Consider the following 14,227-nt stretch of genomic DNA (forward strand, 5'->3'; position numbering starts at 1 on the left):
TGAAGCATTCCCGGAGATCCTGCCGGGGCCCCCGGCTGATGGGAATGCGCGGGCTCCATGAGGCTTTGGAGCAGGGCTTTGGAAGTCGCCGCCGTCCGGCGGGGTCTCACGACGTACTGGACGAGATCCAGCCGTCGTTGTCGCGATGGCGGCCCAGTCCCACGGCGTCGAATTCGTCCTCACCGAGGCTCCGCCTCACGCCGAGGTGCCGAAGGGCCTGCGAGATCGGGCTGACTGTTCGCCAGAACCGCGTCTTCTCCGGCTCGTCCAATGGCCCCAGCGCCAGTGTCCCGTCGAGCCAGACGGCGGCCCGTTGCACGCCGACGCCTCCGAAGTATTCGGCTTCGGCATAGGCGACGGGCCCCGTGGTCGACCACTGGGCGAGCAGCTTCTCGAAGCCGCCTGGCAGCTTCCAAAACCCCAGGGCCCCCGCGGTACTGCCGTCCGTGACGGCGTCGAAGACCTCGTCCACGGGGTGATCCCGCCGCGCGCACAGTGGTTCCAGGACCGTAGCGAGACCACACGGCTGGCGGGGCTCCTGGCCGGTGGCTGGTGGTCCTGGACGACATCGGCGACCCCGCCGACCTGAGCGGCCTGTGGCCGCCGGCCGACCCCTGCGGGTTCACGCTGGCCACCACCCGCCGCAAGGACGCCGCCCTGACCGGGGAGGGCCGACGGCTGCTCGAAGTCGGCCTGTTCACCCCCGGCCAGGCCCTGGCCTACCTCACCCGCGGCCTGGCCGCCCACGCCCGCACCGAACCCGCCGGCCAGCTCGCCGCGCTCGCCGACGACCTCGGCCACCTGCCGCTCGCGCTCTCCCAGGCCGCCGCGTACCTGATCGACACCGGTGTCAGCTGCGCCGCGTACCGGGCCCTGCTCGCCGACCGCACCCGCACCCTCGCCGACGTCGCCCCCGACGCCCTGCCCGACGACCAGCCCCACACCGTCGCCGCCGCCTGGAGCCTGTCCGTCGACCGCGCCGACACCCTCCGCCCACCCGGCCTGGCCCGGCCCCTCCTCCAGCTCACCGCACTCCTCGACCCCAACGGCATCCCCCCGGCCGTCCTCACCGGCCCACCCGCCCTCACCCACCTCGGCCGGACCACCGGACACGACGACGTCACACCGGACGACGTGCACCTGGCCCTGGCCGCGCTGCGGCGACTGAGCCTGACCGAGCACACCCCCAACACCCCCCAACAGGGGGTCCAGGTACACCAACTGATCCAGCGCGCCGTCCGTGACACCCTCACCCCCGCCGAGACGCGGCACCTGGCGCGCACCGCGGCCGACGCCCTCCTCGCCGCCTGGCCCCAGGCGAATTCCGGACAGGGCATCGCGTCTCATCTCCGGCCCGCCCCGGCTGCATACAATTATCAAAACGCTGGTCTGTTAATGTGGGACGGACGCCGGAGGTAATCCATGGTCCAGGGCCTGTCCACCGAAGCACCGTCCGACACAGTCGCCGCGGCAGCACGCTCAGCCCTTGCCGATCTCGACTCCATGGCAGCTGAGCTGGCCAAACGGGTCACCGCCGCGGAGAGCGACCTGTCCGGAGCGTCAGCCGTGGCCGCGGCCGACAGACGGGAAGCGGTGACCGGCCGGCTGGAGAACTTCCTGCGTCAACTGACCGGTGAGGTACCACTCGACCTCGACTCGTTGCGCGCACTCGGCCGCCGCAGGGCCGAACAGGGGGTGCCACTGCCAGCCCTGCTGCACGCCGTCCGCCTCGGCATCCAGTACGTCTGGGAGGAACTCGCCCTCCGGATCCCCGCCGAGGACGCCGACGGCACAAGCGCGCTCCTGGCGGAAGCGACACGTTTCTGGTCCGTGCTCAGCGTGGTGTCCGACGAACTGCACTCCGGGTACCGCGATTCCCTGGCCGCCCGAGCCCGAGGGCTGCGCGAGGAACGCGACGAACTCCTCGACATCCTGCTCGGCCTGCCGGACGCGAGCCGGCAGGCGACGGCGGCCCAACGCCTGGGACTGCTCCGCTACGGCACTTTCCAGGTCGCTGTCGTCGAGCACGGCCAGTCGCCCCTGGCCGACCGGGCGATCACCAGCGGCTCTCGGGCGGCCCGCTTGCTGTGGCGGCTGAAGGAGCCGGTGTCCGTCTGCGTGGCCGATCTCGGCTCGGCGCAACACCCCGACGGGCTGCGAGAGATCCTGCGTCCCGCATCCCGGTGGCGCATCGGGATCAGCCGCCGTTTCCGGGACGTCGCCGACGCTCCCGCCGCCCGCCGCCAGGCCCTCGTCGCGCTCGGCACGCTGCCCTCCTCGGAACCGGGAATCGCCCAGTTCGCGGACGACCCGATGGCCACCCTGGTCGCCAGCGCGCCCGACACCGCGATCGAAGTGACCGAACATCTGTTACACGGCGTCCTGATCCTTCCGGAGGCCGAGCGCGACACACTGTTGAGCACCCTGGACGGCTGGTTCGCCGCGGGCGGATCGACCGGCGCGGCCGCCCGCGCGCTGTTCTGCCATCGCAACACGGTGCGCTACCGGCTGCGCCGTATCGAGGAGTTGACCGGGCTGTCCCTGGCGGACCCCCGTGCGTCGGCCCTGCTGCTGATGGCCCTGCACGCGCACCTCAGACGATGACGGTCTGTCCCGGTGCGTACGGGGCTGCTGCGGCCCGGGGCCCGAGCCGCAAGCAGTTCGCCCCGTTCTCAGCGAACGGGGCGATGATGCGGGGTCGGTCATTCGTCCGAGCGGTGCGACACGGTCAAGCGGCTCCCGACCCCGCTGCCGGACGACCTGCACCCGCCGGCGGGGCCGGCAACTGTTTCGCCGCCCACGACCTCACCGAGGTCCAGCCCTGCGGCCGGACCTCTCCAGGGCCGACGTTGCCCGCTGCGGCTCAGCCGGCAGAGGTACGGCGGCCACCCCGGCGATCGGCACCGCGACCACCGGTCCCGGCAGCGCCCCCCGTGGCTCCACCGGACGCGGCTCGCCTGCCGGATCCGCGGACACCCTTGCGGGAGCCACCGCCGGTCGCCGCACCGGCCGCGGGCTGGCGGTCGGAGCCGCGGCCACCCGCGCCGACGGCATCGCCGGTGGCCCGGCCGGATCCCGCCTGACGATCGGAGTTCCGGCCCCTCGTCCCGGTGGCGGGAGTTGTCGTCGCCTTGGCCCTGTCGCCGTTGCGGCGGCGGCGGCCGGATCGCGTGCCGGGCTTGGCCCCGGTCTTCTGGTCCGGGCGGGACGCCGTCTCCGTCGCCGGCTGGGGGACCTCGATGGTGACGGCCACCCCGGACGGCTCGCGGGCGCCGGTGATGGCGGCCAGTTCCCCATCGCCGGACGTGACACGGGCCGTACGGGGGCGGATGCCCGCGTCCGACATGAGCCGGGTGATGTCCCGCTTCTGGTCGGGCAGGACCAGCGTGACCACGCTGCCGGAGCCGCCGGCACGGGCCGTGCGGCCACCCCGGTGGAGATAGTCCTTGTGGTCGGCAGGGGGATCGACGTTCACGACGAGGTCGAGGTCGTCGATGTGTATGCCACGGGCCGCGACGTTCGTCGCGACCAGCGCGGTGACCTGGCCGTTCTTGAACTGTTCCAGGGTGCGGTTGCGCTGCGGCTGGGAGCGGCCCCCGTGCAGTGCCGCCGCGCGGACACCGACGGACAGCAGCCGCTTGGCGAGCCGGTCGGCGGACCGCTTGGTGTCGAGGAACAGGATGACGCGGCCGTCACGGGCGGCGATGCGCGTGGTGACGGCCTTCTTGTCGGTCTCGTCCTGGACATGGAGCACGTGGTGCTCCATGGTGGTCACCGCGCCCTTGGACGGGTCCACGGAGTGCACCACGGGGTCGGTCAGGAAGCGCTGCACCAGGCGGTCGATGTTGCGGTCCAGGGTGGCCGAGAAGAGCATGCGCTGGCCGTCCGGCCGTACCTGCTCGATCAGCTTGGTGATCTGCGGCAGAAAACCCATGTCGGTCATCTGGTCGGCTTCGTCCAGCACCGTGATGCGTACGCGGTCGAGTACGCAGTCCCCGCGTTCCACGAGGTCGTTGAGCCTGCCGGGGCTCGCCACGACCACCTCCGCGCCACGGCGCAGCGCACCGGCCTGCTTGGTGATGGACAGGCCACCGACCACGGTGGCCAACCGGAGGTTCACCGCCGTCGCGTACGGGGTCAGCGCGTCCGCCACCTGCTGGGCGAGTTCACGGGTGGGCACCAGTACGAGGGCGAGAGGCGCCTTGGGCTCCGCGCGCAGTCCGGCCGTGCGGGCCAGGACCGCGAGGCCGAACGCGAGCGTCTTGCCGGAGCCGGTGCGTCCCCGTCCCAGCAGGTCGCGGCCGGCCAGCGAGTTGGGCAGCGTCGCGGCCTGGATGGGGAAAGGGGCGGTCACGCCCTGCGCGGCGAGGGTCTTCAACAGCCCCTCGGGCATGTCCAGACCGGCGAAGTCCTCGACAGCGGGTAGCGCGGGTGTCGTGCTTTCCGGCAGCCGGAACTCCCCTGGCGGCGACGTGGACGGTGGAGTTGACGAGGCGCGCCGGTTGGGCTTCTGGGGCCTGCGGGACATGCAGTTGTCTGCCTTCCTGGAAAACAGCACAAACCGGGGTCCGCACCATGACGGTGCGGACCCCGGTGAGCGGATACGCGTCCGGCGATCAGGCGGGAACGATGTTCTCCGCCTGCGGGCCCTTCTGGCCCTGCGTGACGTCGAAGGAGACCCGCTGGCCTTCCTGGAGCTCACGGAAGCCCTGGGTCGCGATGTTCGAGTAGTGGGCGAAGACGTCGGGGCCGCCGCCGTCCTGCTCGATGAAGCCGAAACCCTTTTCAGAGTTGAACCACTTCACGGTTCCCTGTGCCACGACTTTCTCCGTTCTGTAGGCAGAGGCCCCATCCGGAGATGCCGGAAAACAAATAATGCGCCCGATGGATAAGCATTCCCGTCAGGCGCACATAGGTTCATGGGTACCACAACTGCAACAAGGAGACTTTAGCACAGCCGCGCGGTCCGCGGCGCCTCCAAATTCGGTGTCGAGCGCGCCTGCGGGAGGCGGGGGCGAGGCGCTACGTCGTTCAGGCCACGGACGCGCGGGGAACGAGCGCTCGGGGAACGAGCGCTCGGGGAACGTGCGCGCGGGGAACGTGTCCGGACGGACCCCCTCCTACCGCCGCTGTGACTCACCGCCCTGGTTCCTACGGCTACACACGGTGAGTGTCAGGGGCGCTTCACCCTGCTGAGCGCCACACGTTCTCAAGTTCGTCCGCCTCGGTCACGTTCGCGCCGAGGGCCACGCCGCCGGGTTTCGCCGGCCTGAACCGGAACCGAGCCGGCTGCCGGGCAGGCGCAGGCGACGTGCAGGAACGGAACTCTGGCCGGACACTGGAGGCAGAGCAGCGGCTGCCGACGTACGAGACCAGGGCACGAGGGCCATGAACCATTCAACGTCGCACTCCTCCGATGGGACCGATGCCGTCTTCTCACGTTCCGTGTTCGGCGCGCCATGCTGGGTGAGTCTGTCCAGCCGCGATCTGAGCGCCACCCAGGACTTCTACGGGGCCGTGCTGGGCTGGCAGTGGCGCGAAGCCAGGCTGGGCGACCGTTTCCGGACCGCGCTGGCCGACGGGGTACCGGTCGCGGGGATCGCGGGAGTGGCCTCGCTGTGGCACATGGCCGTGGCCTGGACGCCGTACTTCGCGGTGACCGACGCGGACGTGGCCGTCGCCCGCGTCCGGGAACGCGGCGGGACCGCCGCCGTGGGACCGATCTCCTTCCCGCCCGGACGCGCGGCGCTCCTCGCGGACCGCGACGGGGCCACGTTCGGGATCTGGCAGGGCCAGCTCGTCACCGAGTGGGAGGCCTGGCGGCTGGCGGCACCCACGTTCATCACCCTGCACACACGTGACGCGTTCGACGCCGCCCTCTTCTACGGCGAGGTCCTCGACTGGGCCTCGGACCTGCCCGGCTGCTGCGACATCGAGTACGCGGGAGGCAAGGTCCTGCTGCGCAGCCAGGGTGTCGTCGTCGCCCGCATCGACTCGGGCGCGGTGGAGACGCCACCCGATCCCTCGGTCCGGCCGCACTGGCAGATCCACTTCACCGTGGACGAGGTGTCGGCACGCGCCCGGACCGCGGAGAAGCACGGCGGCAGCGTCCTCAAGGAGAGCGAGCACGAAGCCGTGCTGCGCGACCCCGACGGCGCCCAGTTCACGGTGACTTCGCGCCGGCCGCGCTGACCTCGTACGTCCCTGCCGGCCACGTGCCCCGGCAAGGCGTGGCTGACCGGACCCGGCGTTGGCGCGGCGGCACCGCGAGACGTGGAACCGCCTCCGGCCGTGGGACCGGCGGCGGTTCGCGATCCGGTTCAGTGAACGGACAGCACCACCTTGCCCCGGGTGCGCCCGGACTCGATGAGTTCGTGGGCCTTGGCGGCGTCGGCGAGCGGCAGCACCACCGGCACCTCGGGCCGCAGCTTCCCGGCCTCGACCAGGCCGGTGAGCTGGTCCAGCCCGCCGAGGTCGGGCTCCACCAGGAGCGGCAGCGCCGCGGCCTCGGTGTGCGAGAGCCCGGCAGGCTCGCGGGCGAAGTGCCCGGACGGGGCGGTCACGCACTCCGCGAGGCCGCCGCCCTGGTGCGGGAAGCGCGGTATCCGTACACCCCGTCGCCGGGCCGCAGCGTGGTCACGCCGAAACCGGGGCTTTCAGTGGGCCCGCTCCCAGAGCGGCAGGGCGCCGGGAGCCAGCTCGGCATGGTCGGGCGCCGCCCGCAGTGCCTGCTCGGCGCCGCCCGGCGTGTAGATCGCGACGACACGCAGTTGCCGCCAGCCGGTGTTGAAGGTCGAGTGCACCGTTCCCTTGGGCACGAACACGAAGTCCCCCGCCCGCACCACGAACTCCCCCGAGTCCCCGACGGTTTGGACGCCCTCGCCCTCGATGAAGTACAGGACCTCGTCGGAGTCCCGGGTGCGTGTGCAGGTCGTGCCCCTTGGCGGGGTTGATGATCACCTCGCCCGCGGTGAGAGGGCTCCGGGGAAGAGGCCGGCGCTCACCCCCCACTTGATGCTTCCCCAGTCGAAGACCTCGGTCGGCAGCTCCGACGGTACGGTGTGGGTCCTCGTCCCGGATTCGTTCATGTTCCTCTCCTCGTGGGGTACGTGGGGTACGTGGGGTCGGTCCTCGTCGAGTGCGCGGGTGTCTCGCCCGTGGACGCGTTCAGGGCCGGACGACGATGGATTTGAAGTCTTCGGTCTGCCGGCGGATGCCGACTTCCGTGGGCAGACGTTCGATCGAGCTCGCGCCGAAGAAGCCCACGACCCCCTCCGTGTGCGCGAGTACGTACTGGGCGTCCGCGGGTTCCGCGATGGGCCCGCCGTGACACAGCACGAGAACGTCCGGGTTGACGGCGACCGCGGCATCCCGCATCGCCTGGATCCGCTCGACGCACTCGTCGAGGGTGAGTGCGGTGTGTGCGCCGATGGTGCCCTTGGTGGTCAGGCCCATGTGCGGCACGAGGACGTCGGCGCCGGCCTCGGCCATGGCAGTGGCCTGGCCGGGATCGAACACGTACGGCGCGGTCAGCAGCTCGCGTTCGTGTGCGGCCGCGATCATCTCGATCTCCAGGTCGAAGCCCATCCCGGTCTCCTCCAGGTTCTGCCGGAAGACGCCGTCGATCAGCCCTACGGTCGGGAAGTTCTGCACGCCGCTGAACCCGGCCTCCTTGATCTGGTCGAGGAAGCGGCCCATCACCCGGAACGGGTCGGTGCCGTTGACACCCGCGAGTACGGGTGTGTCCTTGACGACGGGGAGCACCTCGTCCGCCATCTCCATGACGATGGCGTTCGCGTCGCCGTAGGCCAGCAGGCCCGCGAGGGATCCCCGGCCGGCCATCCGGTAGCGCCCCGAGTTGTAGACGATGAGCAGGTCGATGCCGCCCGCCTCGGCGGACTTGGCCGAGATGCCCGTTCCGGCGCCGCCGCCGATGATCGGTCCGCCGGCCGCCAGGGTCGTCCTGAGCCGTTCGAGTGCCGTGTTCCGGTCCATGCTCGTGTTCCTTCCCGCCCACGCACGCGTGGACATCTGCCGCTCCGCCATGTCGGTGGGGTGCTCCCGCGGGCGCCCGTACCGCTTCGGCCGCCCGCCCGCGTCAGCGCGGCGAGGTGATCAGCCGGTGCAGGCGCCGCGCGGCGTCGCGCCCGAACCCGGGGTCGTTGATGTGCTCGTCCACTTCGACGATCTCGGCCGCGGACCCGGTGAGCGCGGTGCGCAACGCGGCGAACAGTTCCCCGTCCGCCGTGGCGTCCCGGAACGGGCCGCCCTCCTTGTCGACACCGCTCACCCCGCGCAGCGGGAGGAGCACCGTGACCGGACCGCGGGCGCGGGACAGCTTCGCGCCGATGCGCCACCCGAGTTCGGCGTTCTCCTGCGGCGTGGTCCGCATCAGGGTGACGGTCGGATTGTGGATCACGAAGGTACGGTCGCCGAAACCGGCGGGCACCGTCTCCCGCGGCCCGAAGTTGACCATGTCGAGGGCGCCGAGCGAGACGACCTGGGGGATGCCCCGCTCACCGGCCGCCTCCAGCCGGTGCGGCCCCGCGCTCAGCACACCGCCCACGAGATCGTCGGCGAGTTCCGTGGTGGTCAGGTCGAGCACTCCCGCGAGCCGGCCGTCACGCGCGAGCTTCTCCAGCGCGCGCCCGCCGGCACCGGTGGCGTGGAAGACGAGCGGTTCGTAACCGAGGCCGACCAGCTCCGCCCGTGCCTCGTCGGCGGCCGGTGTGGTCAGGCCGAACATCGTCAGACCGACCAGGGGCCGCCGCTCACCCGCCGGTGCGGTGCGGCGGGCCTCCTGCTGCGCGGCCATCGCGGCGATCGCCGCGGCGGCGTTGTCGAAGACCTGTTCGGAGACGGAGTTGATCCCGGCGACGTCGACGACCGAGTGCATGAGCGTCACGTCGCTCTCACCGACGTAGGGCGAGACGTCACCCGAGGCCATCGTGGAGACCAGCAGTTTCGGCACCCCGACCGGCAGGGCCCGCATCGCGCGGGACGCGACCGAGGAGCCACCGGAACGCCGACGGCGAGCACCCCGTCGAGCCGGCCCTCCGCATGCAGCGCAAGGGCGACCGACGCGGCACCCGACGCCATCGCCTCCATGGCCGCGCCCCGGTCGCGTGCCGCCCGCAGCGCCGCGAGATCGGCGTGCCCGGACCGGGCGACCTCCGCAGCGCCGATGTCCGCGTCCGCGGTCGAGAACAGACCGACGTCGATGGTGACGGTGCTCGCCCCGTGCGTACGTACCCGGTCGGCGATCCACGCGTACTCCGCGCCCTTGGTGTCCAACGTGCCGATGAGAACGACCGTGGCCATCCCTCGTGCCTCCTGTTCTCCTGCGCGCCCTGTACCAGGCATTGTGGCGGGGTGGGAGCGACCTGAGTGGTCCACTTGAGGCAGAGTGGACCACACCTGAGAGGGGTGCGATCGATGCGGACGAGCGCGGATGCCGAGCGGGTGGCCCGGCTGCTCGGCGTGTGGCGCGGCACGGCGCCCGTGAGCGTCCCGCTGCGGGACGCGCTCGCCGAGCTGATCGACGGCTCGTATCTGCCCGCCGGGTGGCGCATGCCCGGTCAGCGCGCACTGGCGACCGCGCTCGGCGTGGCCAGGGGCACGGTGGCCCGGGCGTACACGGAGCTGACGGCGAGTGGACATGTGACCGCGGCACGCGGTTCGGGCACGTATGTGCGCGGGGCCGTCGGACCGGTACGGCCCGACGAGGGGCGGCTGGCCTCGTTCGCTGACGGCGGGGTGGTCGTCGATCTCTCCTCCGGGGCGCTGCCCGGTGCCGAACTGGTCGCGGCCGTCATGCCGGAGGTCGGCAGGCAGTTGCGCGAGCACCATCTCCAGGAGACCGGCTACCACCCCGCGGGGCTGCCCGAGCTGCGGGCGGCGCTCGCCGCGCGCGTCACAGAGCGGGGTCTGCCGACGCGCGCGGACCAGGTGCTGGTCACCGCGGGCTCCCAACAGGCCGTCTGGCTGATCGCAACCGCCCTCGCCGGGCCCGGCACGTCGACCCTCGTCGAAGATCTCAGCTACCGAGGCGCCCTGGAAGCCCTGTCGGCCGCGGGCGGACGCGTGCGGGGCGTCCCGTTCACTGCGGCCGGCGTGGACCTGAACCTCCTTGAGGCCGCCGCCGCCGACGCGGATCTGCTGTACGTGCAGACCGCGCTGCACAACCCGACCGGCATCCACATGCCGGAGCCGCAGCGCAGAGCCCTCGCCGGCATCGCGGCCGGGCGGGGCACCCTCGTGGTCGACGACCAGTCGCAGGCCGAACTCGGCTGGTTCCGGTCGCAGCCGCTGCCGGGCCTGGAGCGCCTGGCGGACCCGGAACGGCTGCTGGTCGTGGGCACGTTGTCGAAGCTGTTCTGGGGCGGGCTGCGAGTCGGGTGGATACGGGGGCCCCGGGAGATCATCGGACGGCTCGCGGCGCTGCGCGGCAGCATCGACCTCGGCGGCCCGGTCGCCGACCAGTTGGCCGCGTTGCAACTGCTGCCGTGCGCGGACCGGCAGCGGGAGTTGCGCCGCGCGTTCCTGGCACAGCAGTTCGCGGTCACCGAAGAGGTCCTCCGTACGGTGTTGCCCCACTGGAGTTGGGGCGCTCCCGTGGGCGGTTCGGGCCTGTGGACCGACACCGGCCAGGACGCGATGGCCCTCGCGCAGCGTGCCCTGGCAAGCGGAATCCGGCTCACCGCGGGCCCGGCGTTCTCTCCGCACGGCGGGCACCGCACCTTCGTACGGCTGCCCGTGTGGCACCCGCAGGGCCGGTTCGCCGGCGCGGCTCAGGTCATCGCCGACCTTGTCGCGCCGACCGACCGCGACCGGATCGCTCACGAGAACGGCGGAAACCGGCCTGCGCGGCGGGCCCCGCGAGCGTTGCCGAACCGACCTGCGTGACCGGCTGACGTACTTTTCCGTCAGACGTAGTGCCGCCACCACAAGTTGTAGGCCAATCCGCGGTCTCCCACTGCACAGTAGAAGTATTCGTTGCCCCCGCCGGCCTCATTCCCGTACGTCCTCTTATTGCGGTCGATTTCTTCGTTGTGGCATTCCATGTACGGCGTGAGCCATTGGGTGCCGTAGTACGAACCTTCCAGAGTATTCTGAAGGGTGGCTGCCGAAGCGGTTCCGGCGCCTGCGGTGAGAATACCGGTAGCCGAAACCACCGCCATCAGAATTCCTACCGACGCTTTCGCTATTCGCTTGGTCATGCATGCAGTGAAGCAGGACGTCCAATGAACCACAATGGCGGTTGCCAGCAACGAATTTACCCCCGAGAAAGTTCAGGAGTAACCGGCCGACGGAAGGCCCGGCAGCGGAAACCAGCCATTCCGCCGGGTCGGGACGGCCCCGCCGCCTCACGCGTGCACGCCGGCACAGCCCAGGCGGACATCGTCGTAGCCGCGGTGGGACGGCCCCGGCTGGTCCGGGGAGAGGACGTCAAGCCCGGCGCCGTGGTGATCGACGCCGGTTACAACCCGGGCAACGTCGGCGACGTGGACTTCGACAGCGCCCGTACCCGGGCCCGTCTGATCACTCCGGTGCCCGGCGGCGTCGGGCCGATGACCATCGCCGTCCTGCTCGCGCAGACCGTGGAAGCAGCCGCGAAGCAGTTGGGCATTCAGCGCCGTTGACGGCTGCTTCCAGCAGCCCTTGGGGTCTCCGAAAGTTTCGACACCAGTCGCTCCCGCTACCGAGCCGCCGCAGGTGCCGCGGGTGCCGCCGTGCTGGTTCGGGCCACCAGCGTGGTGGCCAGTTCCACTCGGGTCGCCACCGGGGTCTCCTCCTCCCGGCCCAGGTCCAGGACCAGCCTGGCCGCCGCCTCGGCCATTTCCGTCAGGGGCTGGCGGACCGTCGTCAGTGGTGGGCCCACCCAGCGGGCCACCGGCAGGTCGTCGAAGCCGACCACGCTCAGGTCCTCCGGGATGCGCAGGCCCAACTCCCGTGCGGCCTCGTACAGTCCGAGTGCCTGGAGGTCGTTGCCGGCGAACACGGCGGTCGGCCGGTCCGGGCGGCGCAGCAGTTCCAGGCCGAGCCGGTGACCGGCCTCGTGGTGGAAGTCGCCGGTGGCGATCAGTGAGGAGTCGACCGGCAGCCCGGCGGTCTCCAGCGCGGCCCGGTAGCCGTCGACCCTGGCCCGGCTGCACATCATCCGGGACGGCCCGCTGATCGCGCCGATCCGGGTGTGGCCCAGCTCCACCAGGTGCCGGGTGGCGGCGAGGCCGCCCTGCCAGTTGGTCGCGCCGATCGACGGCACGTCGGCGCCCGGATCGCCCGCCGGGTCCATCACCACGAACGGGATCGAGCGACTGGTGAGCAGCGCCCGCTGCGACTCGTCGAGCCCGGACAGCACGAGGATCACGCCGTGCGGGCGGCGGGCGGCGACCTGGTCGGCCCAGGTCCGGCCCGGGGTGAGCCGCCCGGCGGACTCGGAGAGCACGACGCTCAGGCCCGCCTCCCTGGCCACGTTCTCCACGCCCCGGATGACCTCCATGGCCCAGGCGCTCTCCAGTTCGTGGAAGACCAGGTCGATCAGGGGTGAACGGGAAGCCTCGGCCCGGCGCCGGCGGTAGCCGTGGGCGCGCAGCAGATCCTCGACCCGGGTGCGGGTCGCCGGGGCGACGTCCGTGCGGCCATTGAGGACCTTCGAAACAGTCGGAGCCGACACCCCGGCCTCGCGCGCGATCTCGGCGAGCGTCGCCGTCTGCGTTTCTGCGGACTTTGCAGGCTTCATGCCCGCGATCGTAATCCCTGCGCAACCCCTTGACGAAGCCCCTGCCGGGCCATACGTTCCCGGAACATTCGAAGCATCAGTCGAAACATTCGGATGAGAGGTGCTGTCATGGAGTCCCAGACGTCCGACGGCGGGCGTACCTTCAGCAGGCGCTGGGTGCTCGGCGCCGGTGCCACCACCCTGCTCTCCGCCGGGCTCTCGGCCTGCGGCTCCTCGGGCGGATCCGGCAGTGGCGGCGGCACGCTCACCGCGTTCGTTTACGGCGACGACGCGGCGAAGGTGCAGGCCGCGGCCGTCGACCGGTTCAACGCGTCGGTGGCGGCCGGGCAGACCAAGGGCCGGATCAAACTGGAGAAGGTGCCCGGCTCCGAGTATCCGGCCAAGCTGCGCACCGCGATGGGCTCGCCCCACGCTCCCGACGTGTTCTTCAACTGGGGCGGCGGCTCGATCAAGGCGTACGAGGACGCCGGCCAACTGGTCGACCTGACCGACACCATCAAGTCCGACCCGGTCCTCAAGGACGGCTTCCTCCCCTCGGTCCTGGCGGCCGGCGGCCTGAACGGGCGCGACTACGGCATACCCATGCGCGGCATGCAGCCCGTGATCCTCTTCTACAACAAGGCCGTCTTCGCCGAGCAGAAGCTCCAGCCGCCCACCACCTGGGACCAGTTGCTCGACAACAACGCCAAGCTGAAGAAGGCCGGGATCACCCCGTTCGCGCTGGGCGGCGCGGACATCTGGCCGGAGCTGATGTGGCTGGAGTACCTGGTGGACCGCATCGGCGGCCCCGAGGTCTTCGAGCGCGTCAAGAACGGCGACCCGGCCGGCTGGGGCGACCCGGCCGTCCTCAAGGCCGCCGAGACCGTCAAGCAGCTCATCGACGACGGGGCCTTCGGCACGGGCTTCAGCTCAGTGGCGTACACCAACGGCGGCGCGCCCGCGGTCTTCGCCAAGGGCAGGGCGGCGATGCACCTGATGGGCTCGTGGGAGTACTCGACGCAGCTCGGCAAGTTCCCTGACTTCGCCAGGAAGGACCTGGGCTGGTTCGCCTTCCCGAAGATCGAGGGCGGCGCGGGCGACATCCGCAACGTCGTCGGCAACCCCACCAACTACTGGTCCGTGAACGCCCGCACGTCCGACAGGGACGCCGCGATCGCGTTCCTGCGCGGCTGCGCCTCGCAGACGTACGCCAAGGACCTGGTGGCCAACGGCGACATCCCCACCACGTCGAACGCGGAGAAGCTGCTGGGCGCCTCGCCGAACCCGGAGTTCGCCACGTTCCAGTACCGGATGGTGCAGCAGGCCCCGGCGTTCACGCTGAGCTGGGACCAGGCCGTGGACCCGGGCGTCTCCACGCCCCTGCTCACCGAGATCAACAAACTGTTCGTCGGGAAGTCCTCGCCGGCCCAATTCGTAGCGGCGCTGAAGGGGCTCAAGTGAGCACGAGCACGGCCAAGGACGGCCCGCGCACCCGGGCGGGCCGCC

General features: G+C 71.3%; 15 protein-coding genes and 2 pseudogenes. 6 read left to right on the plus strand and 11 right to left on the minus strand.

Annotated elements, in window-relative coordinates:
* Positions 1–106: 106 nt before the first annotated feature.
* On the minus strand, positions 107–472 hold the full coding sequence (locus ACFC09_RS14180) for a hypothetical protein (protein ID WP_376527191.1): 366 nt from the start codon (positions 470–472) through the stop codon (positions 107–109).
* An 80-nt stretch (positions 473–552) separates the two neighbouring features.
* Between ACFC09_RS14180 and ACFC09_RS14185 the strand changes: the two genes are divergently transcribed.
* Positions 553–1,419 (plus strand): hypothetical protein, encoded by an 867-nt coding sequence (locus ACFC09_RS14185; RefSeq protein WP_376527193.1) that lies wholly within the window; start codon positions 553–555, stop codon positions 1,417–1,419.
* 84 nt (positions 1,420–1,503) lie between these two features.
* Positions 1,504–2,604 carry a PucR family transcriptional regulator gene (locus ACFC09_RS14190; protein ID WP_376527195.1) on the plus strand — a complete coding sequence of 367 codons (1,101 nt, stop codon included), beginning with the start codon at positions 1,504–1,506 and terminating at the stop codon, positions 2,602–2,604.
* A 259-nt stretch (positions 2,605–2,863) separates the two neighbouring features.
* Here ACFC09_RS14190 and ACFC09_RS14195 read toward each other — a convergent pair whose 3' ends face one another.
* A complete protein-coding gene (locus ACFC09_RS14195) occupies positions 2,864–4,528 on the minus strand; it encodes a DEAD/DEAH box helicase (RefSeq protein ID WP_376527197.1) in 1,665 nt (554 codons plus the stop codon).
* 88 nt (positions 4,529–4,616) lie between these two features.
* Positions 4,617–4,820 (minus strand): cold-shock protein, encoded by a 204-nt coding sequence (locus ACFC09_RS14200; RefSeq protein WP_007502648.1) that lies wholly within the window; start codon positions 4,818–4,820, stop codon positions 4,617–4,619.
* A 568-nt stretch (positions 4,821–5,388) separates the two neighbouring features.
* On the opposite strand from ACFC09_RS14200, the gene ACFC09_RS14205 reads away from it, so the two are divergent.
* Entirely contained in the window at positions 5,389–6,192 is an 804-nt protein-coding gene (locus ACFC09_RS14205; RefSeq protein WP_376527200.1) for a VOC family protein, read from the plus strand.
* 128 nt (positions 6,193–6,320) lie between these two features.
* Here ACFC09_RS14205 and ACFC09_RS14210 read toward each other — a convergent pair whose 3' ends face one another.
* The 6 genes and pseudogenes from ACFC09_RS14210 to ACFC09_RS14235 form a co-directional block, all read right to left on the minus strand.
* Complete coding sequence (locus ACFC09_RS14210) at positions 6,321–6,563, minus strand: zinc-binding dehydrogenase (RefSeq protein ID WP_376527202.1); 243 nt, start codon at positions 6,561–6,563, stop codon at positions 6,321–6,323.
* Between the two features lie 93 nt (positions 6,564–6,656).
* Positions 6,657–6,911, minus strand: a pseudogene (locus ACFC09_RS14215) (cupin domain-containing protein); the annotation flags it as partial.
* Between the two features lie 45 nt (positions 6,912–6,956).
* Positions 6,957–7,088 (minus strand): hypothetical protein, encoded by a 132-nt coding sequence (locus tag ACFC09_RS14220; protein ID WP_376527205.1) that lies wholly within the window; start codon positions 7,086–7,088, stop codon positions 6,957–6,959.
* A 79-nt stretch (positions 7,089–7,167) separates the two neighbouring features.
* Positions 7,168–7,995: a phosphoenolpyruvate hydrolase family protein gene (locus ACFC09_RS14225; protein WP_376527207.1), complete on the minus strand. Its 828-nt coding sequence runs from the start codon at positions 7,993–7,995 to the stop codon at positions 7,168–7,170.
* A gap of 103 nt (positions 7,996–8,098) precedes the next feature.
* Positions 8,099–8,992, minus strand: a complete 894-nt coding sequence (locus ACFC09_RS14230) for a Tm-1-like ATP-binding domain-containing protein (protein ID WP_376527210.1) — start codon at positions 8,990–8,992, stop codon at positions 8,099–8,101.
* Positions 8,902–9,363, minus strand: a complete 462-nt coding sequence (locus ACFC09_RS14235; protein ID WP_376527212.1) for a Tm-1-like ATP-binding domain-containing protein — start codon at positions 9,361–9,363, stop codon at positions 8,902–8,904. Before ACFC09_RS14235 ends, ACFC09_RS14230 begins: the two co-directional genes overlap by 91 nt.
* 72 nt (positions 9,364–9,435) lie before the next feature.
* Between ACFC09_RS14235 and ACFC09_RS14240 the strand changes: the two genes are divergently transcribed.
* Positions 9,436–10,905 (plus strand): PLP-dependent aminotransferase family protein, encoded by a 1,470-nt coding sequence (locus ACFC09_RS14240; protein ID WP_376527214.1) that lies wholly within the window; start codon positions 9,436–9,438, stop codon positions 10,903–10,905.
* Positions 10,906–10,925: 20 nt separating this feature from the next.
* Here ACFC09_RS14240 and ACFC09_RS14245 read toward each other — a convergent pair whose 3' ends face one another.
* On the minus strand, positions 10,926–11,219 hold the full coding sequence (locus tag ACFC09_RS14245) for a hypothetical protein (protein ID WP_376527217.1): 294 nt from the start codon (positions 11,217–11,219) through the stop codon (positions 10,926–10,928).
* Between the two features lie 159 nt (positions 11,220–11,378).
* Between ACFC09_RS14245 and ACFC09_RS14250 the strand changes: the two are divergent.
* Positions 11,379–11,642: pseudogene (locus ACFC09_RS14250) on the plus strand (bifunctional 5,10-methylene-tetrahydrofolate dehydrogenase/5,10-methylene-tetrahydrofolate cyclohydrolase); the annotation flags it as partial.
* Positions 11,643–11,698: 56 nt separating this feature from the next.
* Here ACFC09_RS14250 and ACFC09_RS14255 read toward each other — a convergent pair.
* Complete coding sequence (locus ACFC09_RS14255; RefSeq protein ID WP_376527219.1) at positions 11,699–12,742, minus strand: LacI family DNA-binding transcriptional regulator; 1,044 nt, start codon at positions 12,740–12,742, stop codon at positions 11,699–11,701.
* A 108-nt stretch (positions 12,743–12,850) separates the two neighbouring features.
* Between ACFC09_RS14255 and ACFC09_RS14260 the strand changes: the two genes are divergently transcribed.
* Positions 12,851–14,182, plus strand: coding sequence for an ABC transporter substrate-binding protein (locus ACFC09_RS14260; RefSeq protein WP_376527222.1), 1,332 nt, complete (start codon positions 12,851–12,853; stop codon positions 14,180–14,182).
* The last annotated feature ends 45 nt before the right edge of the window (positions 14,183–14,227 follow it).

Source organism: Streptomyces sp. NPDC056161 (genome assembly GCF_042268025.1).
Taxonomy (GTDB): Bacteria; Actinomycetota; Actinomycetes; order Streptomycetales; family Streptomycetaceae; genus Streptomyces.